Raw genomic sequence first — 19485 nt, forward strand, 5'->3', positions numbered from 1 at the left:
CCATGACCCCCAAAGTTTTCATCAAGACCTTCGGCTGCCAGATGAACGAGTACGACTCGGACAAGATGGCCGACGTGTTGCGTGCCGCCGAAGGCTACGAGCCCACCACCAACGTGGACGAGGCCGACCTGATCCTGTTCAACACCTGCTCGGTGCGCGAAAAGGCGCAGGAAAAGGTGTTCTCCGACCTCGGCCGCGTCAAGCACCTGAAGGCCAAGGGCGTGAAGATCGGCGTCGGCGGCTGCGTCGCCAGCCAGGAAGGCGCCGCGATCATCGCCCGTGCGCCCTATGTCGACGTGGTCTTCGGGCCGCAAACCCTGCACCGCCTGCCCGAGATGCTGAGCAAAGGCGCCCGCGAGGGCCGGCCGCAGGTCGACATCAGCTTCCCCGAGATCGAGAAGTTCGACCACCTGCCGCCGGCCCGGGTCGAGGGCGCCACCGCCTTCGTCTCGATCATGGAAGGCTGCTCGAAGTACTGCAGCTACTGCGTCGTGCCCTACACCCGCGGCGAGGAGATCAACCGGCCGCTGGACGACGTGCTGGTCGAGATCGCCGGCCTCGCCGACCAGGGCGTGCGCGAAGTCACCTTGCTGGGCCAGAATGTCAACGCCTACCGCGGCCGCATGGGCGACACGGCCGAGATCGCCGATTTCGCCACCCTGATCGAATACGTCGCCGAGATCCCGGGGATCGAGCGCATCCGCTACACCACCAGCCACCCGAACGAGTTCACCCAGCGCCTGATCGACGTCTATGCCCGCGTGCCCCAGCTCGTGAACCACCTGCACCTGCCGGTGCAGCACGGCAGCGACCGCATCCTGATGGCCATGAAGCGCGGCTACACCGCGATGGAATACAAGAGCACGGTCAAGAAGCTGCGGGCGATCCGGCCCCAGCTCGCGCTCAGCAGCGACTTCATCGTCGGTTTCCCGGGCGAAACCGACGAGGACTTCGGCAAGATGATGCGGCTCATCGACCAGCTCGAGTTCGACGCCAGCTTCAGCTTCATCTTCAGCCCGCGGCCCGGCACGCCGGCGGCGGCGCTGCATGACGACACGCCGCATGCGGTCAAGCTGGCGCGGCTGCAGCAGCTGCAGGCCGTGATCGACGGCAACGTCAAGCGCTTCGGCGAAAGCCGCGTCGGCACGGTGCAGCGGGTGCTGGTCGAGGGCGCCTCGCGCAAGGACGCGCGCGAGCTGATGGGCCGCACCGAGTGCAACCGGGTCGTCAATTTCGAAGGCGACGCCCGGCTGGTCGGCCAGATGGTCGACCTGCGCATCACGCGCTCGCTGGCCTACACGCTGCGCGGCGAGGTCGTGACGGCCGAATCCACGCAGGCCGGCCGCGCCGCTGCGTTGCCGGTCGCTTGATGGCGAAACTGACTTCGGCCCGCGGCTCGTTCCAGCAACTGCTGCTGTTCGCGTTCCTGCTGATCACCGCGCTGCTGGTGGGCGTGGCCCTGCGCGCCGTGTTCCAGTACGACATCCTCATGACCCAGAGCCGCGACGCGGCGGCGCGGGCGCTCACGCTGTCCGGCGCCGCGCAGTCCCTGGCCGAGCGCAGCGCCGCCATGGAGCGCGCCGGGCGCCAGTCGCTGGTGCTCAACGACGCCGTGCTGCGGCGCCGCTTCGAGGACGCCGCGCGCGACGCCCGCCAGGTGCTGGGCCGGCTCGGCAGCAACGGCCTCGGTCCCGACGGCCCCGACAAGTGGCGCGAGCAGCTCGACGTCATCCAGGGCCTGATGAGCGGTGCGCCCGAGACCGCGCTGGCACGCGAGAGTTCGATGGCGGTGCAGTTCCGGGAGCTCGACGCCCTCAACACCCAGATCGCGCAGCAGGCGCAGTTCCTGATCGAGACCCAGAACAACGAGCTGGCCCAGCGCATCGAGACCGCGCGCAAGCGCCTGATGCGGCTCGTGATCGCGGCCAGCGCGCTGGCCGTTTCGCTGGCGCTGGCCTTCGGCATCTGGCTGGCGCGGCCATTCAAGCGGCTCGAGCGCGCGATCGTCGGCCTCGGCGAGAACCGGCTCGACGTGCCGATCGACATCCAAGGACCGGCCGACGTCCGGCGGGTGTCGCAGCAGCTCGAGTGGCTGCGGCTGCGGCTGACCGAGCTCGACGCCGACAAGGCACGTTTCCTGCGACACGTCTCGCATGAACTCAAGACCCCGCTGGCCGCACTGCGCGAAGGCGTTTCGCTGCTGGAAGACGGCGTGACCGGCGCCCTCAACCCGGCCCAGCTCGAGGTGACGCAGATCCTGCAGCAGAACACGGTCGCGCTGCAGGGCCAGATCGAAGCCCTGCTGCGCTTCAACGCGGCCGCCTTCGAGGCCCGCGAACTGCGCCGCGAGCGCACGCCGCTGCTGCCGCTGATCGAGGAGCAGATCGAGGCCCAGCGGCTGCAATGGCAGGCCAACGGCCTCACGGTGCGCGCCGAGGGCGAGCCGATCTCGGTGGTGGTCGACCCGGTCAAGCTCGGCACCGCGCTGGCCAACCTGCTGTCGAACGCGATCCGCTTCTCGGCCCGCGGCGGCACCATCACCATCACGGTGTCGAGCACCGCCGAGACCGCGCAGATCGACATCGCCGACGCCGGCCCGGGCGTCGCCGAGGGCGATCGCGACCGGGTCTTCGAGCCTTTCTACCGCGGCGAGCGACAGCCCCAGCACTCGGTCAAGGGGACCGGCATCGGCTTGTCGATCGTGCAGGAGTACATTGCAGCCCATGGTGGCCGCATCACGCTGCTGCCGGAGGGACCGGGGGCGCGATTCCGCATCGCGCTGCCGCGCTCCGCCTGACTTCCATCGCCCACGCGCCATTTCCTAGGTCCATGCCTTTCTTGATCTTTCGCAGATCCGCCATCGCCATGAGCTGCGTCGTGCTGCTGCTGGCCGGCTGCGCCGCGCCCCGCAAGCCGCCGCCCACGCCGGTCGCGGTCGCCGTCGCCCCACCGCCCGCGCATCCGGCGATCACTCCGGTCGAGGCCGAACCGCTGGCGCCCGCGACCCAGCCCGCCAGCATCTTCAGCCAATGGACCCAGGGCCCGGTGGGCGCCATGCTGGCCTACGCCGACAAGGTGCGCCCGCTCGGCGCGCCCGAACTGGCGGCCGAACTCAACCGCCTCGGCGACCTGGTCGAGACCCCCTCGGTGCAGGTGCAGATGGCGATCGTGCTGGCCCAGACCCGGGCGCCCGGCGACCTCGCGCGCGCCATCGCCCTGCTGCAGCGCGTGGTCTCCAACCCTTCCGCCGACGCCCTGCCGCTGCAGCCGCTGGCGCGCGCGCTGTCGGCCCGCTACGCGGAGCAGCGCAAGGTCGAGGACGACCGCGACAAGCAGGCGCAGCTGCTGCGCGACAGCCAGCGCCGCATCGACCAGCTGAACGACCGCATCGAGGCCCTGCGCGCCATCGAGCGCAGCTTCGCGCGGCCCAACCCGGCGCCCGCGGCGCCGAAGGCGGCTCCATGAGTGGTGCCGCGCCGCCCCCGAAGCTGCCCGACGCGGCCGCCGGCCCGACCGCGCGCGGCGCCCGCCTGCTGGTGGTCGACGACGACGCCGACATGCTGCGCCTGCTGTCGATGCGGCTGACTTCGGCCGGCTACCAGGTCACGGCCGTGACCTCGGCCGAATCGGCGTTGACCCAGCTCGAGATCGAACACCCGCAGCTGGTGCTGTCCGACGTCCGGCTGCCGGGCCGCGACGGCCTGGCGCTGTTCGACGAGATCCGCAAGCGCCATCCGACCCTGCCGGTGATCCTGCTGACCGCGCACGGCACCATTCCCGATGCGGTCGAAGCCACGGCGCGCGGCGTCTTCACCTACCTCACCAAGCCCTACGACGCCCGCGAGCTGCTCGAGAAGATCGGCCAGGCGCTGGCCCTGGGCGCGCCGGCCGCCACGCCCGGCAAGGCCGGCGACGAAAGCTGGCGCGCCGAGATCGTGAGCCGCAGCAACCGCATGGCCGAGCTGCTGGCCGAGGCCCGGATGGTCGCCAAGTCGGATGCCAGCGTGCTGCTGCGCGGTGACAGCGGCGCCGGCAAGGAGGTGCTGGCGCGCGCCATCCACCGCGCGAGCGCGCGCGCCGACAAGCCCTTCGTGGCGGTCAATTGCGGCGCCATCCCTGAGGCCCTGCTGGAATCCGAGCTGTTCGGCCACATGAAGGGCGCCTTCACCGACGCGGTCGCCAACCACAAGGGCCTGTTCCAGCAGGCCGACGGCGGCACCCTGCTGCTCGACGAGATCGGGGACATGCCGCCGGCCCTGCAGGTCAAGCTGCTGCGGGTGCTGCAGGAGCGCGCGGTGCGCCCGCTCGGCGGCAGCCAGTCGATCGCGGTCGACGTCCGGATCATCTCGGCCACCCACCGCGACCTCGATGCCGCGATGGAGGCCGGACAGTTCCGCGAAGACCTGTACTACCGCCTCAATGTCGTGACACTGAGCCTGCCGCCGCTGTCGGCGCGGCGCGAGGACATTCCGTTGCTGGCCAACCACTTCCTGCAGCGGCTGTCGACCAAGTACAACAAGCGGCTGTCGGGCTTCGCGCCCGAGGCGCTGAAGGCGCTGACCACCGCCTCCTGGCCCGGCAACGTGCGCCAGCTGTACAACGTGGTCGAGCAGGTCTGCGCGCTGTCGAGCTCGCCGCTGATCCCGCTGGCGCTGGTGCAGCGCGCGCTGCGCGTGCCGAGTGTCGAAGTGCAGACCTACGCCGAGGCCAAGCAGCGCTTCGAGCGCGATTACCTGGTCGGTTTGCTCAAGCTGACCGATGGCAACGTGGCCGATGCGGCCCGCCTCGCCGACCGCAACCGGACCGAGTTCTACCGCCTGCTGCAGAAGCACGAACTCACGCCCGGCCACTTCAAGGCCGACGCCCCGTCGCCGGGCGGCGAAAACGGTCGCTGACCAGCGACACGCCAAGTTGTTGATTTGATTGGGTTTTGTCAGTCAGGCTTCCTGGCTGTCGGGGCCAGGCGACAAATTCGGGGGTCTGGCGGCCTTTTTCGCCCGGCGCCCCCCGCGAAAAACCGGAAATTCAGTCCAAGCGATTGATTTCAAAGGGTTTTTTGGCCCTGGCACAGGGTTTGCCCCTGTACAGGCATGACAGCACTCACCAGCCCCACTTTCGCTCTGCGTCCGCAGCGCGACGGCCTGCGTCAAAAGCAGTTTTCCCTCTCGCGGCCCCGTGCCGCGGGTCAGATGCTGGCAGCCCAGTCGGGTGCCGGCCACATCGCGCCCGAGAGCGTGTTCAAGCGCTTTCCGGCAATCGGCGACACCTCCTTCGACAAGCAACGCGGCTGAAGCGCATGAAGCCCACCCACTACGCCCAACCGAAGCTGCTGGCCGAAAGCGATTTCTCGCATCGCAGCCCGCTGCGCGAGGAACGCCACCCGAACTCGGTGACGGCGCCCCCGATCAACCGCGGCTCGATGACGCCCCGACCCTGGCGCGGCTTCTGGAACAGCATCGGCACCGCCCTGCTCGTGAAGCTGGGCGCCGGTGCCGTGTCCAAGTCGGTCGGCAAGACCGCCGGACCGCAGCAGCCCTGGCAGCGTGCGGCCGCGCAGCGCCGCCTCGCGTTCCTGGCACTGACCGTGCTGAGCACCGTGGCCGCCGCCACGCTGTTCGCCCGCGTCCAGCCCGACTACGACAACCTGTGGCTCGAATACAGCCAGATCGCGCTCTATGCGGTTCTTTCGGGCTGGGTCGTGACCGGCTTCGTGACCGCGCTGATGGGCTTCTACGTCTCGGTGCGCGGTGACAAGCACGCGCTGTCCGCCAAGCAGGTGGCCGACCACCCGATGAACCCCGCGGCCCGCACGGCGATCATCATGCCGATCTGCAACGAGGACGTGTCGACCGTGTTCGCCGGCCTGCGCGCAACTTGCGAATCGGTGGCCGCCACCGGCCACGCGAAGCAGTTCGACGTCTTCGTGCTGTCCGACAGCTACACGCCCGAGATCGCCGCCGCCGAGCGCGCCGCCTGGGAAGACCTGCGCGCCGCACTGGCCGACAGCCCCAACCAGCCGCAGGTCGAGGTCTACTACCGCCTGCGGACCCGCCGCACGCACCGCAAGGCCGGCAACGTGGCCGACTTCTGCCGCCGCTGGGGCAAGGATTACCGCTACATGGTCGTGCTCGACGCCGACAGCGTCATGAGCGGCGACTGCCTGACCGCGATGGTCAAGCTGATGGAAGCCAACCCCACGGCCGGCATCATCCAGACCGCGACCCAGGCCATCGGCCATGTCACGCTGCACGCCCGCGCCCAGCAGTTCGCCTCGCGCATGACCGGCCGCCTGTTCACGCTCGGCATGCAGTTCTGGCAGCTCGGCGAGTCGCACTACTGGGGCCACAACGCGATCATCCGCGTCCAGCCCTTCATGGACCACTGCGCGCTGGCGCCGATCAAGGGCAGCGGCGGCATGTCGGGCGGCATCATGTCGCACGACTTCGTCGAGGCTGCGCTGATGCGCCGCGCCGGCTACCACGTGTGGCTGGTTGCCGACCTGGTCGGCAGCTACGAGCAGCAGCCGCCGGACCTCTTGTCCGAGCTGCAGCGCGACCGCCGCTGGTGCCAGGGCAATCTGCAGAACGCCCGCCTGATGGCCGAGCCCGGCCTGCACCCGGTGCACCGCGCGATGTTCGTCACCGGCACCATGGCCTATGCCTCGGCGCCGCTGTGGCTGGCCTTCCTGACCCTCGGCACGGCGCTGTGGCTGACCGGTTCGAGCGTGGTCGAGCACTGGCTCGCGATGCCGATGGAGCTCGCCGGCCTGTGGATCTGGACGCTGTGCCTGCTGTTCCTGCCGCGCATCCTGGGCCTGATCGCGGTCGTGATCCGCGGCGAGCAGCGCCAGTTCGGCGGCATCGGCGGCCTGCTCAAGAGCGCCGCGCTCGAAAGCGCGATGGCGATCGTCCAGGCGCCGGTGCGCATGCTGGCCCACTCGCTGTTCGTGGTGGTCGCGCTGACCGGCCTCAAGCTCGACTGGAAGTCGCCTCCGCGCGAAGCCGCCGCCGTCTCGTGGCGCATCGCGGTCTCGCAGCTGGCGCCGATGTCCTTCGTGATCGCCGCGCTGGCCGTCGGCATCGCGCTGATCGATGCCAGCGCACTGACCTGGCTGATGCCCGTGGGCCTGCCGCTGCTGCTGGCGATCCCGCTGACCGTGCTGACCAGCCAGATCGGCTTCGGCATCGCGCTGCGCGACCGCGGCTTCCTGCTGATCCCCGAGGAATCGCGCTCGCCGGCGGTGCTGCGCAGGGCCTGGATGCATGCGCTGCGGCTGTCGCGGCCTGCTGCGGCCTGAACCGAACGCTTCAACAAAAAGCCCCGCGATGCGGGGCTTTTTTGCTTTGGAAGATTTGCACGTTGGTCTCACGCTTGCGCGCATTGGCTATGCGCAGACAAGCTGACAGCGGAAGGCAGTCGCCGCATTCGACGAACTGCAAGCGATAAGAATTCGGAGAGCGAAATCTTTTTTTTAGCATTCGCCTTCACTGGAATATCCGTACGTGCAAGCAAATGGATCATGCCATCCATTATTTTTGTAAGACAAGTAGACAACATCCTCTCCGAGGAATGTAAACCTAGCCACACCGCTTGAAAACAATATCCACCGGCCACTGTAGTTATCGCTAAAGGTCAGCGAGCCTTCAGCGTAGCACGTGGTATATCGATCATTTCTAATTGCCGCTTCAACCGGGTACGCTCTGTTGAAAAATCTGATCACCTGACTTTTCGTTGGTCTGAATTTCTTACAGGCATTTATCTCGTTTACGTTCGAGACCGACTCAACCGTCGCCCCGATTATTTCAATATTCAAATTCTTTACCGTTCGGGCGTACCCAGTCGCCCCCCCCAGCAGCAACAGAGACAGGGCCGCTGTCTTAAGCGACAAATGCGTTCCTACCATTTCGCGGCGCCCGCCTCAGAAGGGGTTTTTCTCGCGATTTCCGGATGACGGTAGATTTCGCTCATCGAGATATTCAGGGTATCGGCAAGTTCACGAACGAGCCATTTAAGAGAGGCATTCTGTGCGTCATTCACATCCTCAAATTGCTGCTCCTTTTGGCCTGGCACTTCAAATGATCGACCAACGATCTCAATCCCAATCGCGTCCGCGTTTATGGGGTAACGGTCTGGAAATGGCTTTCTATACTCTCGATCGGACATAGCTTGAGGCTGCCATTTCTTTTCCAAACCGCTTACCACCTTAAACTCCGCAGGAGTACATTTTTGCGTATGAAGGCATCGCGATCGCAGCATGCCGGTGTGAATCGTGACCTTGTATAAGGACGCAGTTTGATAGATCGTACCGTCTTTATCAATCAGAAAATGGGCGCCCTTTGCACCTTTTGCGCTGTAGCTGCTTAGGGCGGACTGGAACGACCCACCTGTTTGATGGACAATCAAGCCATTGACCTTGCGCAACGGTCCGCGCTCAATTTGAGGAAATATCTTCATCTTGATTTTCGCCCCGGCATCAACGTGTCCATCTTTTGTGATGTAAAGCATATTTCTTCTTACGCCTCTTTATTCGCTTGCATGTCGTAGCCGGCCGCAACGGTGCCGGCGGACCCGCCCTGCTGATTTTGGATGACGTATTCTTGTTTCACCCTGGCAAAAGAAAGACCAACCTGCTCCCTCACCCGGTCCATCGACTCAGTCGCTGCAGGTGCTACGAGGGTGACAATGACATCATCCATCGTGATTTTGAGATACTCCAGCGGCGATCCTCCGGCTTTTCTAACGACGAGAGTTGCGTTAGCTATGTGCTTTCCGATGAGGCAATACTTCATCAGGTTTGGGCTGGATCGGTCCACGTAGTGGTCGAAGTTCAGATCCCCAACGGTCGCCTTGCCTGATCCGCCCCCGCTGCCGGAATGCATACTTGACTGCTGACTGACATTCCAATCCCAACGCAAAACTTCGATTTCGTCTTGGTGCTCGTCGTCCTGGGATTCGCCGCTGATTCCGGTCAATTTCAAGAAAATATCCTGTAACAATTCGATGCTCCAAATTCTGTTGGGATTGAATAACTGGCAGATATTGCTTCGCGAGAGCGAGGACGTCCAGCGGATTGCCGCGCGGACCTCGCGCGAAGCGGCCGGCTACACAATGAGAACGCTCTGAAATTGCACGCTCCGCACGCTCTGAGTCCATTAGCATGGAAATCCGCGACAAGAAGCTGCTAGGAGATAGATTGCAGGACCTCTTGCGCACCGCCACGGTCTCTTCTACTGGCCCTGAGCCCCCAGGGACTTTCGAACAAAACAGAAAAAATATGAAATACGCAGTGGGCATCACGAAAGACGGCGACGGCTACACGGCCTCGTTCCCCGACATCCCCGAGGCCTGTCCAGTGCGCCGACGAGGGAGGAAGCCCTCGCGATGGCGCAGGACGCGCTGGTCACCGCGCTGGATTTCTACTTCGAGGACCGGCGCGAGGTACCGGGCCCCGCGCCCCGTCGCCAAAGGCAGGGACGCCATCGAGCTGCCCGTCAGCCTGAGCGCCAAGGTGCTGCTTCTCAACGAGATGGTGCGCCGGAAGGTGCGCCCTGCGGACCTTGCGCGCAAGCTCCACACCAGCGCCCAGGAGGTCAACCGGCTCACCGATCTTCGACACCGCACGCGCGTGACAGCATCCAGCAGGCGCTGGCGACGCTGGGCAAGCGGCTGGAAGTCAGCGTCGTCTGAGAGGGCGGCAGGCGCCGCCCTCGACTCAAAGCAGATGGGGCTCGGCCACGCTCAGAACCGCGGCATCCCGCCGCCCCCGCCCATCGGGGGCATGCCCTTCATGCCGCCCATGCGCTTCATCATCTTCATGAGGCCGCCGCCCTTCATCTTCTTCATCATTCCCTGCATCTGCTCGAATTCGTTGAGCAGCCGGTTCACTTCCTGGACCTGGACACCGGCGCCGGCCGCGATGCGGCGCTTGCGCGTCGCTTTCAGCAGTTCGGGCTTGCGGCGCTCCAGCGGCGTCATGCTGTTGATGATCCCTTCCTTGCGCCGGATGTCGCGCTCGGCCCGCGTCATGTCGGCCTCGGTCGCCTTGGCCGCCATCTGCGCCGGCAGCTTGTCAAGGATGCTCGACAGTCCGCCCATCTGCTTCATCTGCTGCAGCTGGCCGAGGAAGTCGTTGAGATCGAAGCCGGCGCCGCTCTTGACCTTGGCCGCCAGCTTCTGCGCCGCCGCCACGTCGACACCGGCCGTGACCTGCTCGACCAGCGCCACGATGTCGCCCATGCCCAAGATGCGGCCCGCATGGCGCTCGGCGTCGAACACCTCGAGGCCGTCGATCTTCTCGCTGACACCGGCGAACTTGATCGGCACGCCCGTGACCTGGCGCACCGACAGCGCGGCGCCGCCGCGCGAGTCGCCGTCGGTCTTGGTCAGGATGATGCCGGTCAGCGGCAGCGCCTCCTTGAAGGCGCGGGCGGTGTTGATCGCATCCTGGCCCTGCATGGCGTCGACCACGAACAGGGTCTCGACCGGATCGAGCGCCGCATGCAGCTGCTGGATTTCCTGCATCAACACCTCGTCGATCGCGAGTCGGCCCGCGGTGTCGACCAGCAGCACGTCGAAGAAGTGGCGCTTGGCATGGTCGAGCGCGGCCCGCGCGATATCCAGGGGATTCTGGTCGGGCGTGCTCGGGAACCACTCGGCGCCGGCCTGCTTCGTCACCGTCTTGAGCTGCTCGATGGCGGCCGGCCGGTAGACGTCGCCCGACACGGTCAGCACCTTCTTCTTGCGCTTCTCGATCAGGTGCTTGGCCAGCTTGGCGGTGGTGGTGGTCTTGCCGGCGCCCTGCAGGCCGGCCATCAGGATCACGGCCGGCGGCTGCGCTGCCAGGTTGATGTCGGCCACGCCCTCGCCCATCGTGGCCGCCAGTTCGCGGTTGACGATGCCGACCAGCGCCTGGCCCGGCTTCAGCGAGCCCAGCACTTCCTGGCCGAGCGCCTTTTCCTTCACGCGGGCGACGAAATCGCGCACCACGGGCAAGGCGACGTCGGCCTCGAGCAGGGCCATGCGCACCTCGCGCAGCATGTCCTGGACATTGCCTTCGGTGATGCGGGCCTGGCCGCTGACCTGTTTGACGAGGCGGGTGAATTTTTCGGTGAGGGCGCTGGCCATGGTGCTTCCCGCTGGACGGGACCGGTATGAGAACGGGAGCGACGGCATTCCGCAGGAGGCGAGAAGCTAAACTCCGGCCGATGATTTTAGCGATCCCCTCCCCGCTCGGCGTGGCACTGGGCATCGCCACCGCTGCCGCCTATGGCGTCACCGCTGCCGCCGCCTCCAGCCTCAGCCGCTCCTCGACCCCCTGGCTGCTCGGGCTGGCCTGGCTGTTGCACGCCCTGGCGCTGGCCACCGGGCTGGTCGGCGGCACGCCGCGCTTCGGCTTCGCGCCGGCGATCTCGGTCACGGCGTGGCTGGTGCTGACCGTCTACGCGATCGAGAGCAGTCTCTATCCGCAGCTCAAGGTCCGGCGCGCGCTGGCGGTGCTGGGCGCCGCCGCGGTGCTGCTGGCGGTACTGTTCCCCGGCACGCCGCTGCATGTCTCGGCCTCGCCGTGGCTGCCGCTGCACCTCGCGCTCGGGATCGCCTCGTACGGCCTGTTCGGCGCCGCGGTGGTCCATGCCTGGCTCATGACGCGGGCCGAGAAGCAGATCCGTCTCGCCGCCGAGCCGCAGGGCGGCGTGCCGCTGCTGACCATGGAACGCCTCACCTTCCGATTCGTGACCGCGGGCTTCGTGCTGCTGTCGGCCACGCTGCTGGCCGGCCTGCTGTTCAGCGAGACGCTGTACGGCGGCGCGGTGCGCGGCTGGAAGTGGGACCACAAGACGGTCTTCTCGGTGCTGGCCTGGCTCACCTTCGCGATCCTCCTGACCGGCCGCGCCCGCTTCGGCTGGCGCGGCCGCACCGCACGGCGCGTGCTCTACGCCGGCTCGGCGCTGCTGCTGCTGGCCTATGTGGGTTCGCGCTTCGTGCTCGAAGTCGTGCTGTCGCGCGCAATCTCATGAAATACCTGCTCGTCTTCGCGATCGTCTTCGTGGCGGTCTGGCTCTGGCGCAAGAACCGGCGCGAGGAGATGCAGTCGCGGCCGCCGCCGCAGAAGCCCCCGGCGGTCGGCGCACCGCAAGCCATGGTGCGCTGCGCGCACTGCGGGCTGCACCTGCCGGCCGCCGATGCGATCGCCGGCCCCGACGGCGCCGTGTACTGCAGCACGGCGCACCGCGAAGCCGACGGGAAATGAAACAGGCCCCGGGGCGTCCGGCATGACCGCGTTCCTGCGTGCCCGTGGCGAACCCGCGACCGACTGGAGTTCGCTCGAACAGTTCAGCGGCCAGAGTACCGCGCTGAAGCGCCTGTGGCGCGGCTTCGTCGCCGCGCGCTGCTTCGTGGCGGCGGTGCTGCTGCTGCTGCAGGGCCTCGCGCTGATGCTCGGACAGTCGGCGCAGCCGGCGACGATCGCGCTGTGCGCCGCCTATCTGGTGGCCACCCTGCTGACCGCGCGCTATCCGCCGATGCAGCAGATCCGCAGCCTGGGCCGCACCTGGTTCGCGACCATCGGCGTCGACCTCGTCGTCTTCGCGGCGCTGCAGGTGCTGCAGGTCGGGGGCATCAACTACTCGCCACTGTTCGCGCTGCCGGTGCTGATGGGTGCCGTGCTGGGCACCGGCACGGTCGGCCTCGGCACCACCGCTGCCGCGACGCTGCTGCTGCTCGGCCATGCCACCTGGTACTGGCTGGAGCAGCCGGCCGACACCTCGCCGCGCTTCGTGCAGGCGGCGCTGACCGGCACCGGCCTGTTCGTGGTCGCCTTGATCGCCCACGAGATGGCGCGCCGGCTCACGCGCGAGGAGGCGCTGGCCCAGCGCAACCGAAGCGCCGCACAGATGCATGCGCTGGTCAACGACCTGGTGATCGAGACGCTCAGCGAAGGCGTGCTGGTGGTCGATGCGCAGGGCCAGGTGCACGCCGCCAATCCCGCCGCCGACGCCATCCTGGGCCAGGGCCTGGCCCGGATCGAGCTGCCCTTCACGCTGAATGCCTATCCGGCCTGGGCCTCGCTGGCCGCGCTGGCACGCCAGACCTTCGCGCGCCGCACCCCGCAGTCGAAGGAGATCCCGCTCGCCCAGGCCCAGGGCGCGGCGCGCGAAGTGCGCGTGCGCACACGGCTGACCCGCTCGCCCGACCCGGGCTCCGACAGCCTCTGCGTGATGTTCCTGCAGGATCTGCGCGAACTCGAGGCCCGCATCCGCACCGAGAAGCTGGCCGCCATGGGCCGGATGTCGGCCGCGGTGGCGCACGAGATCCGCAACCCGCTGGCCGCCATCACCCAGGCCAGCGCGCTGCTGGCCGAGGACCTGGTCGATCCGGCGCATCGCCAGTTGACGACCATGGTGCAGCAGAACGCGCAGCGCCTGGCGCGCATCGTCGACGACGTGCTCGACGTCGCGCGGGCCCGGCAGCAGCGCATGCTGCCGCTCGGCGAACAGCTGGCGCTCGATGCCACCGTGCGCACGCTGGCCGAGGAATGGGTGCTGCATTCGCAGCGCCAGGGCGTCTTGCTGGCGCTCGACGCCCCTGGCAGCGACGTGCGCTTCGACGTCGAGCACCTGCGCCGCATCCTCGTGAACCTGCTCGACAACGCGGCCCGCTACGCGGGCGATCGCGATGGCTCGATCCAGGTCACGACCCGGCTCAACGCCGCCGGCCGGGCCACGCTGCAGATCTGGAGCGACGGCGCGCCGCTCGAACCGGCGGTGCAGCGGCATTTGTTCGAGCCCTTCTTCTCCTCCGAAAGCCGCTCGAGCGGACTGGGCCTTTTCCTGTGCCGGGAACTGTGCGAGCGGCACGACGCCACCATCGGCTACGAGCGCCGCGCGTTGTCGGAGTCTGGCCCCGAAGGCAACGCGTTCTACGTTTCGTTTGCCGCGGCCGAGACCCGGCTGACACAATAGCCGCGTGAGCACACCCCACCCGTCCGCATCGCGCCCCGCCCAGATCCTGGTCGTCGACGACGAGCCCGATCTGCGCACGCTCTACGAACTCACGCTGTTGCGCGAGGGCTATCGGGTCGAGGCCGCCGGCAGCGTCGCCGAGGCCTCGCAGCACCTGGACGCCGGCCGTTTCGATGCCGTGATCACCGACATGCGCCTGCCCGACGGGCTCGGCATGCAGATCCTGCAGCGCATCCAGCAGGACCAGCGCACCGAGCGCTGCGTCGTGATGACCGCCTACGGCTCGGCCGAGAACGCGGTCGAGGCCCTCAAGGCCGGCGCCTTCGACTACCTGACCAAGCCGGTCGACCTGAAGCAGTTCCGGACCGTGGTGGCATCCGCGGTGCAGGCCACCGCGCAGTTGGGCAGCACCAGCGTCGCGCGGCCGGTCGACGATCGGGCCGAGGACGGCGCCAGGATCGCCAGCCCGATCGGCAGCGGCGGCGAGGCCGCGCTCGAGCGACTGGTCGGCGACTCGGAACCGATGCGCATCGTCAAGGCGCGCATCGCCAAGGTGGCGCGCGGCATGGCCCCGGTGCTGGTGCGCGGCGAATCCGGCACCGGCAAGGAACTGGTCGCCCGCGCCGTGCACGCCTGCAGCCAGCGCAGCGACGGCCCCTTCGTCGCGGTCAATTGCGGCGCCATTCCCGAGAACCTGCTCGAAGCCGAGTTCTTCGGCGCGCGCAAGGGCTCCTACACCGGCTCCTCGCAAGATCGCGACGGCTATTTCCAGGCCGCGCGCGGCGGCACGCTGTTCCTCGACGAAATCGGCGATCTGCCGCTGGCGATGCAATCCAAGCTGTTGCGCGCGATCCAGGAACGCAGCGTGCGCCCGATCGGCTCGACCCAGGAGGACGCGGTCGACGTCCGCATCGTCAGCGCGACCCACAAGGACCTCCAGGCGGAGGTGCAGGCGAGCCGGTTCCGGCAAGACCTGTTCTACCGCCTCAACGTGATCGAGATCGCGGTGCCGGCGCTGCGCGAGCGCCGCAGCGACCTGCCGGCGTTGTGCGAGGCCTTGCTGGCGCGCATCGCGCACGACGCCGGCATGCCGGTGCCGACGCTGTCGACCGAGGTGCTGCTGCGGCTGTCCGAGCATCCGCTCCATGGCAACGTGCGCGAGCTCGAGAACCTGCTGCACCGCGCCGTGGCCTTGAGCGACGGCGACAGGCTGCACCTCGACTTCGCCGGCAGCACGACGCTGGCGGCCGAAGCGCCGCTGTCGGAACCCGCGCCACCGGCCTATCTGGCGGCGTCCGCCTCGGTCACGGCCGCGCCGTCGAAGGCCGCGCCGGAAGTGCCCAGCGACCTGCAGGGCTACCTCGACCAGCAAGAGCGCGAGATCCTGATCCGGGCGCTGCAGGAGACCGGCTTCAACCGCACCGCCGCGGCGGCCCGGCTCGGCCTGAGCCTGCGCCAGATCCGCTACCGGATCGCACGCCTGGGCATCGCGACCCCGAACGGCGACGACCCCCATGGCTTCGGCGCCGATGAATGAGCCCCCACGCTCCCCCACTGCGTGTGGGTCGCTGCCCCCCAAGGGGGAATCAGCAGGCCGCCCGTCAGCGCGAAGCGCGGACTTCGCCGCGCTGGCGGCCCGGCGCCGGCCTGAGCCCGAAGCCGCCGCCGGTCTCTGGAAGAACGGCTGGTATCGCTTCGCGCGGACCTTGCGCTCGCCCAACTTCGGGCCGCGCCCTGCCGCGGCCCAGATCGACCTGATCGTGCTGCATTCGATCAGCCTGCCGCCCGGCCAGTACGGCGGCGACGAAGTCCAGCAACTGTTCACGAACCGCCTCGACTGGGATGCGCACCCCTATTTCGGCAGCATCCGCGACCTCGAGGTGTCGGCGCATTTCTATGTGCGGCGCAATGGCGAGTTGTGGCAGTTCGTCAGCTGCGACGACCGTGCCTGGCATGCCGGTGCGTCCTGCTGGCGTGGCCGCGCCAATTGCAACGACGATTCGATCGGCATCGAGCTCGAGGGCCTCGAGGGCGGGCCATTCGAACGCGCGCAGTACGAAACCCTGGCCAGCCTCTGTCCCGCGATCGCGCAGCGCCATGCGATCCGCTACATCGCCGGCCATCAGCACATCGCGCCGGGCCGCAAGGAGGACCCCGGCGCCGGCTTCGACTGGCACCTGCTGCAGGCGCAGTTGGGCTGGGATCCCGCCATGTTCCCCGCGGGCGCGATCGACCGCTAGTTTTTTTTTATCGGCCGGCGTGACGCGATGCGTCGCTGCGCCGACGCGGCTGCGACGGCCCCGCCACTGCCCAGGTGCAGCAACCATGCGCTTTTCAGGCCCAAATGCAGCGGAAACGCCCGCCAGCCGCGGGCTGCGCTAGCGTCGTTCAACGGCCACGGGGCAGAAGCGCGATCCGGCACCGCCCAGGCTCATTCCACAAATGTGTATATTTGTAGAAAACACTACATCTAGTGGGTTGTAGCCCCGCGAGACCCTAGATATAGTGTGCCCTGCCCGGCGCTCGACGCCTAAAACCATGGCCGCACTGGCACCGCCGCCCCAACAAGAATCGAGGATCGCATGCAAACTGCCCTGAACACCCCCTCCGCCCCCCGCGCTGTTTCCTCGACGTCGCAGCAGCGCGACGTCGCCGGCTCGCCCGCCGGCAATGCGCTGGCCCACTACCAGATCATCCGCCGCAACGGCGCGGTGGTGCCCTTCGAGCCGAACAAGATCGCGATCGCGATGATGAAGGCCTTCCTTGCGGTGCACGGCACCCAGGGCGCGGCCTCCGCCAGCGTGCGCGAGACGGTCGACAGCCTGACCCAGGCCGTGGTCCGCGCGATGGTGCGCTCGCGTCCGGGCGGCGGCACCTTCCACATCGAGGACGTGCAGGACCAGGTCGAACTCGGCCTGATGCGCGGCGGCCACCACGAGATCGCCCGCGCCTACGTGCTCTACCGCGAGCGCCGCAGCCAGGAGCGCCTCAAGCAGGGCGAGCAGGACGCCCCGATCGCGGTCTCCACGCTGCACGTGCTGGACCGCGGCGAGCGCGTCGCGCTCGACCTCAACGACCTCAAGGACCTGATCGAATCGGCCTGCGTCGGCCTCGGCGACAGCATCACGGCCAGCCCGATCGTGGCCGAGACGATGCGCAACCTGTACGACGGCGTGCCGCTCGACGAGGTCTACAAGGCCTCGATCCTGGCGGCCCGAACGCTGATCGAGAAAGACCCCGACTACACCTTCGCCACCGCCCGCTTGCTGCTGCACACGATCTTCAAGGAAGTGATCGGCCGCGAAGTGCCGCTGGCCGAACGGGCCCAGGCCTACGCCGACTACTTCCCGCACTTCATCAAGAAGGGCGTCGACAACGAGCTGCTCGACGAGAAGCTGCTGCAGTTCGACCTGGCCCGCCTGGGCGCCGCGCTCAAGCCCGAGCGCGACCTGCAGTTCGACTACCTCGGCCTGCAGACCCTCTACGACCGCTACTTCCTGCACGTGCGCAAGTCGCGCATCGAGCTGCCGCAGGCCTTCTTCATGCGCGTCGCGATGGGCCTCTCGCTCAATGAGATCGACCGCGAAGCCCGCGCCATCGAGTTCTACGAGGTGATGTCGTCCTTCGACTTCATGTCGAGCACGCCGACCCTGTTCAACAGCGGCACCCTGCGCTCGCAGCTGTCGAGCTGCTACCTGACGACCGTGCCCGACGACCTCGACGGCATCTACGAGTCGATCAAGGAAAACGCGCTGCTGTCGAAGTTCGCCGGCGGCCTGGGCAACGACTGGACCCGCGTGCGCGCGCTCGGCAGCCACATCAAGGGCACCAACGGCGAATCGCAGGGCGTCGTGCCCTTCCTCAAGGTGGTCAACGACACGGCGGTGGCGGTCAACCAGGGCGGCAAGCGCAAGGGCGCGGTCTGCACCTACCTCGAGACCTGGCACCTCGACATCGAGGAATTCCTCGAGCTGCGCAAGAACACCGGCGACGACCGCCGCCGCACCCACGACATGAACACGGCCAACTGGATCCCCGACCTGTTCATGCGCCGCGTGATGGAAAAGGGCAGCTGGACCCTGTTCTCGCCGTCCAACGTGCCCGACCTGCACGACAAGTTCGGCCTCGACTTCGAGACCGCCTACGTCGCCTACGAAGAGAAGGCCGCGCGCGGCGAGATCACGCCGAGCCGCACGCTGCAGGCCTCGGACCTCTGGCGCAAGATGCTCACGATGCTGTTCGAGACCGGCCATCCCTGGATCACCTTCAAGGACGCCTGCAACGTGCGCTCGCCGCAGCAGCACGCCGGCGTGGTCCATTCGTCGAACCTCTGCACCGAGATCACGCTCAACACCAGCGACACCGAAACCGCGGTCTGCAACCTCGGCTCGGTCAACCTGCTGCAGCATTTGAAGGACGGCAAGGTCGACCAGGCCAAGCTCCAGCGCACCATCGCGACCGCGATGCGGATGCTCGACAACGTGATCGACATCAACTACTACGCGGTCAAGAAGGCGCGCGACTCCAACCTGCGCCACCGCCCGGTCGGCCTCGGCCTGATGGGCTTCCAGGACGCGCTGTACGAACTGCGCATCCCCTACGCCTCGCAGGAAGCCGTGCAGTTCGCCGACGAGTCGATGGAAGCGATCTGCTACCACGCCTACTGGGCCTCGACCGAGCTGGCGCGCGAACGCGGCAAGTACTCGAGCTACAAGGGCTCGCTGTGGGACAAGGGCGTGCTGCCGCCCGACACCCTCGACCTGCTCGAGAAGGCCCGCGGCGGCTACGTCGAGGTCGACCGCTCGGCCACCCTCGACTGGGACGCGCTGCGCCAGAAGATCAAGGCCGACGGCATGCGCAACTCGAACTGCGTCGCCATCGCACCGACCGCCACGATCTCGAACATCATCGGCGTCGACGCCTCGATCGAACCCTGCTTCGGCAACCTGTCGGTCAAGTCGAACCTGTCGGGCGAGTTCACCGTCATCAACCACTACCTGGTGCGCGACCTCAAGCGCCTGGGCCTGTGGGACGACGTGATGGTGATGGACCTGAAGCACTTCGACGGCTCACTGCGCCCGATCGACCGCGTGCCGCAGGACGTGAAGGCGCTCTACGCCACCGCGTTCGAAGTCGAGACCACCTGGCTGGTGGAGGCCGCGGCACGCCGCCAGAAGTGGATCGATCAGGCGCAATCGCTCAACATCTACATGGCCGGCGCATCGGGCAAGAAGCTCGACGACACCTACAAGCTCGCATGGCTGCGCGGCCTCAAGACCACCTACTACCTGCGCACGCAGAGCGCGACGCACGCCGAGAAATCGACCGTGCAATCGGGCCGCCTCAACGCGGTGTCGTCGGGCAGCGGCGATGCGTCGTCGGGCATGAGCGCACTCGAAGCTGCAGCGCTCGCAGCGCAAGCGCAACTCAGCGCGATGCCCGCCACCGACATCGCGTTCTGCGGCGTCGACGATCCGACCTGCGAAGCCTGCCAGTGATGTCGGCCTGAAGTTGTGGTGGTTCGCGG

At 67.4% G+C, this 19485-nt stretch carries 15 protein-coding genes; 12 read left to right on the forward strand and 3 right to left on the reverse strand.

Going from position 1 to position 19485, the window contains the following annotated elements:
* Positions 1-2: 2 nt before the first annotated feature.
* The 6 genes from miaB to mdoH all read left to right on the forward strand — a co-directional run bounded on the left by miaB (position 3) and on the right by mdoH (position 7297).
* Positions 3-1370, forward strand: a complete 1368-nt coding sequence (gene miaB, locus AC1DYD_RS13585) for a tRNA (N6-isopentenyl adenosine(37)-C2)-methylthiotransferase MiaB (protein ID WP_478173266.1) — start codon at positions 3-5, stop codon at positions 1368-1370.
* Entirely contained in the window at positions 1370-2797 is a 1428-nt protein-coding gene (locus AC1DYD_RS13590; protein WP_478173267.1) for a sensor histidine kinase, read from the forward strand. The genes miaB and AC1DYD_RS13590 overlap by 1 nt, the downstream gene beginning before the upstream one ends.
* 32 nt (positions 2798-2829) lie before the next feature.
* Positions 2830-3465 (forward strand): hypothetical protein, encoded by a 636-nt coding sequence (locus AC1DYD_RS13595; RefSeq protein ID WP_478173268.1) that lies wholly within the window; start codon positions 2830-2832, stop codon positions 3463-3465.
* Positions 3462-4895, forward strand: a complete 1434-nt coding sequence (locus AC1DYD_RS13600; RefSeq protein WP_478173269.1) for a sigma 54-interacting transcriptional regulator — start codon at positions 3462-3464, stop codon at positions 4893-4895. Before AC1DYD_RS13595 ends, AC1DYD_RS13600 begins: the two co-directional genes overlap by 4 nt.
* A gap of 195 nt (positions 4896-5090) precedes the next feature.
* Complete coding sequence (locus AC1DYD_RS13605) at positions 5091-5291, forward strand: hypothetical protein (protein WP_478173270.1); 201 nt, start codon at positions 5091-5093, stop codon at positions 5289-5291.
* A gap of 5 nt (positions 5292-5296) precedes the next feature.
* Positions 5297-7297 (forward strand): glucans biosynthesis glucosyltransferase MdoH, encoded by a 2001-nt coding sequence (gene mdoH / locus AC1DYD_RS13610; RefSeq protein WP_478173271.1) that lies wholly within the window; start codon positions 5297-5299, stop codon positions 7295-7297.
* A gap of 599 nt (positions 7298-7896) precedes the next feature.
* On the opposite strand, the gene AC1DYD_RS13615 is transcribed toward mdoH, so the two are convergent.
* The 3 genes from AC1DYD_RS13615 to ffh all read right to left on the reverse strand — a co-directional run bounded on the left by AC1DYD_RS13615 (position 7897) and on the right by ffh (position 11124).
* Positions 7897-8505: a peptidoglycan recognition protein family protein gene (locus AC1DYD_RS13615; RefSeq protein ID WP_478173272.1), complete on the reverse strand. Its 609-nt coding sequence runs from the start codon at positions 8503-8505 to the stop codon at positions 7897-7899.
* Positions 8506-8513: 8 nt separating this feature from the next.
* Positions 8514-8996 (reverse strand): Hcp family type VI secretion system effector, encoded by a 483-nt coding sequence (locus tag AC1DYD_RS13620; protein WP_478173273.1) that lies wholly within the window; start codon positions 8994-8996, stop codon positions 8514-8516.
* Between the two features lie 742 nt (positions 8997-9738).
* Positions 9739-11124, reverse strand: a complete 1386-nt coding sequence (gene ffh, locus AC1DYD_RS13625; protein WP_478173274.1) for a signal recognition particle protein — start codon at positions 11122-11124, stop codon at positions 9739-9741.
* A gap of 80 nt (positions 11125-11204) precedes the next feature.
* Here ffh and AC1DYD_RS13630 point away from each other — a divergent pair, with 80 nt between their 5' ends.
* From AC1DYD_RS13630 to AC1DYD_RS13655, 6 genes are all read left to right on the forward strand, one after another.
* Entirely contained in the window at positions 11205-12014 is an 810-nt protein-coding gene (locus tag AC1DYD_RS13630; RefSeq protein ID WP_478173275.1) for a cytochrome C assembly family protein, read from the forward strand.
* Positions 12011-12247, forward strand: coding sequence for a PP0621 family protein (locus tag AC1DYD_RS13635; RefSeq protein ID WP_478173276.1), 237 nt, complete (start codon positions 12011-12013; stop codon positions 12245-12247). The genes AC1DYD_RS13630 and AC1DYD_RS13635 overlap by 4 nt, the downstream gene beginning before the upstream one ends.
* Positions 12248-12269: 22 nt before the next feature.
* Positions 12270-13958 carry a sensor histidine kinase gene (locus tag AC1DYD_RS13640; protein ID WP_478173277.1) on the forward strand — a complete coding sequence of 563 codons (1689 nt, stop codon included), beginning with the start codon at positions 12270-12272 and terminating at the stop codon, positions 13956-13958.
* A gap of 4 nt (positions 13959-13962) precedes the next feature.
* Positions 13963-15495, forward strand: a complete 1533-nt coding sequence (locus AC1DYD_RS13645; protein ID WP_478173278.1) for a sigma-54-dependent transcriptional regulator — start codon at positions 13963-13965, stop codon at positions 15493-15495.
* Between the two features lie 169 nt (positions 15496-15664).
* Positions 15665-16198 carry a 1,6-anhydro-N-acetylmuramyl-L-alanine amidase AmpD gene (gene ampD, locus AC1DYD_RS13650; protein ID WP_478173279.1) on the forward strand — a complete coding sequence of 178 codons (534 nt, stop codon included), beginning with the start codon at positions 15665-15667 and terminating at the stop codon, positions 16196-16198.
* Between the two features lie 342 nt (positions 16199-16540).
* On the forward strand, positions 16541-19456 hold the full coding sequence (locus AC1DYD_RS13655; RefSeq protein ID WP_478173280.1) for a ribonucleoside-diphosphate reductase subunit alpha: 2916 nt from the start codon (positions 16541-16543) through the stop codon (positions 19454-19456).
* Positions 19457-19485 lie beyond the last annotated feature (29 nt).

Source organism: Variovorax sp. P4_B11 (assembly GCF_056402355.1).

Coding starts and splice junctions, on each gene's coding strand:
- miaB (WP_478173266.1), top strand. CDS start 3: ATGACCCCCAAAGTTTTCATCAAGACCTTCGGCTGCCAGATGAACGAG.
- AC1DYD_RS13590 (WP_478173267.1), top strand. CDS start 1,370: ATGGCGAAACTGACTTCGGCCCGCGGCTCGTTCCAGCAACTGCTGCTG.
- AC1DYD_RS13595 (WP_478173268.1), top strand. CDS start 2,830: ATGCCTTTCTTGATCTTTCGCAGATCCGCCATCGCCATGAGCTGCGTC.
- AC1DYD_RS13600 (WP_478173269.1), top strand. CDS start 3,462: ATGAGTGGTGCCGCGCCGCCCCCGAAGCTGCCCGACGCGGCCGCCGGC.
- AC1DYD_RS13605 (WP_478173270.1), top strand. CDS start 5,091: ATGACAGCACTCACCAGCCCCACTTTCGCTCTGCGTCCGCAGCGCGAC.
- mdoH (WP_478173271.1), top strand. CDS start 5,297: ATGAAGCCCACCCACTACGCCCAACCGAAGCTGCTGGCCGAAAGCGAT.
- AC1DYD_RS13615 (WP_478173272.1), bottom strand. CDS start 8,505: ATGCTTTACATCACAAAAGATGGACACGTTGATGCCGGGGCGAAAATC.
- ffh (WP_478173274.1), bottom strand. CDS start 11,124: ATGGCCAGCGCCCTCACCGAAAAATTCACCCGCCTCGTCAAACAGGTC.
- AC1DYD_RS13630 (WP_478173275.1), top strand. CDS start 11,205: ATGATTTTAGCGATCCCCTCCCCGCTCGGCGTGGCACTGGGCATCGCC.
- AC1DYD_RS13635 (WP_478173276.1), top strand. CDS start 12,011: ATGAAATACCTGCTCGTCTTCGCGATCGTCTTCGTGGCGGTCTGGCTC.
- AC1DYD_RS13640 (WP_478173277.1), top strand. CDS start 12,270: ATGACCGCGTTCCTGCGTGCCCGTGGCGAACCCGCGACCGACTGGAGT.
- AC1DYD_RS13655 (WP_478173280.1), top strand. CDS start 16,541: ATGCAAACTGCCCTGAACACCCCCTCCGCCCCCCGCGCTGTTTCCTCG.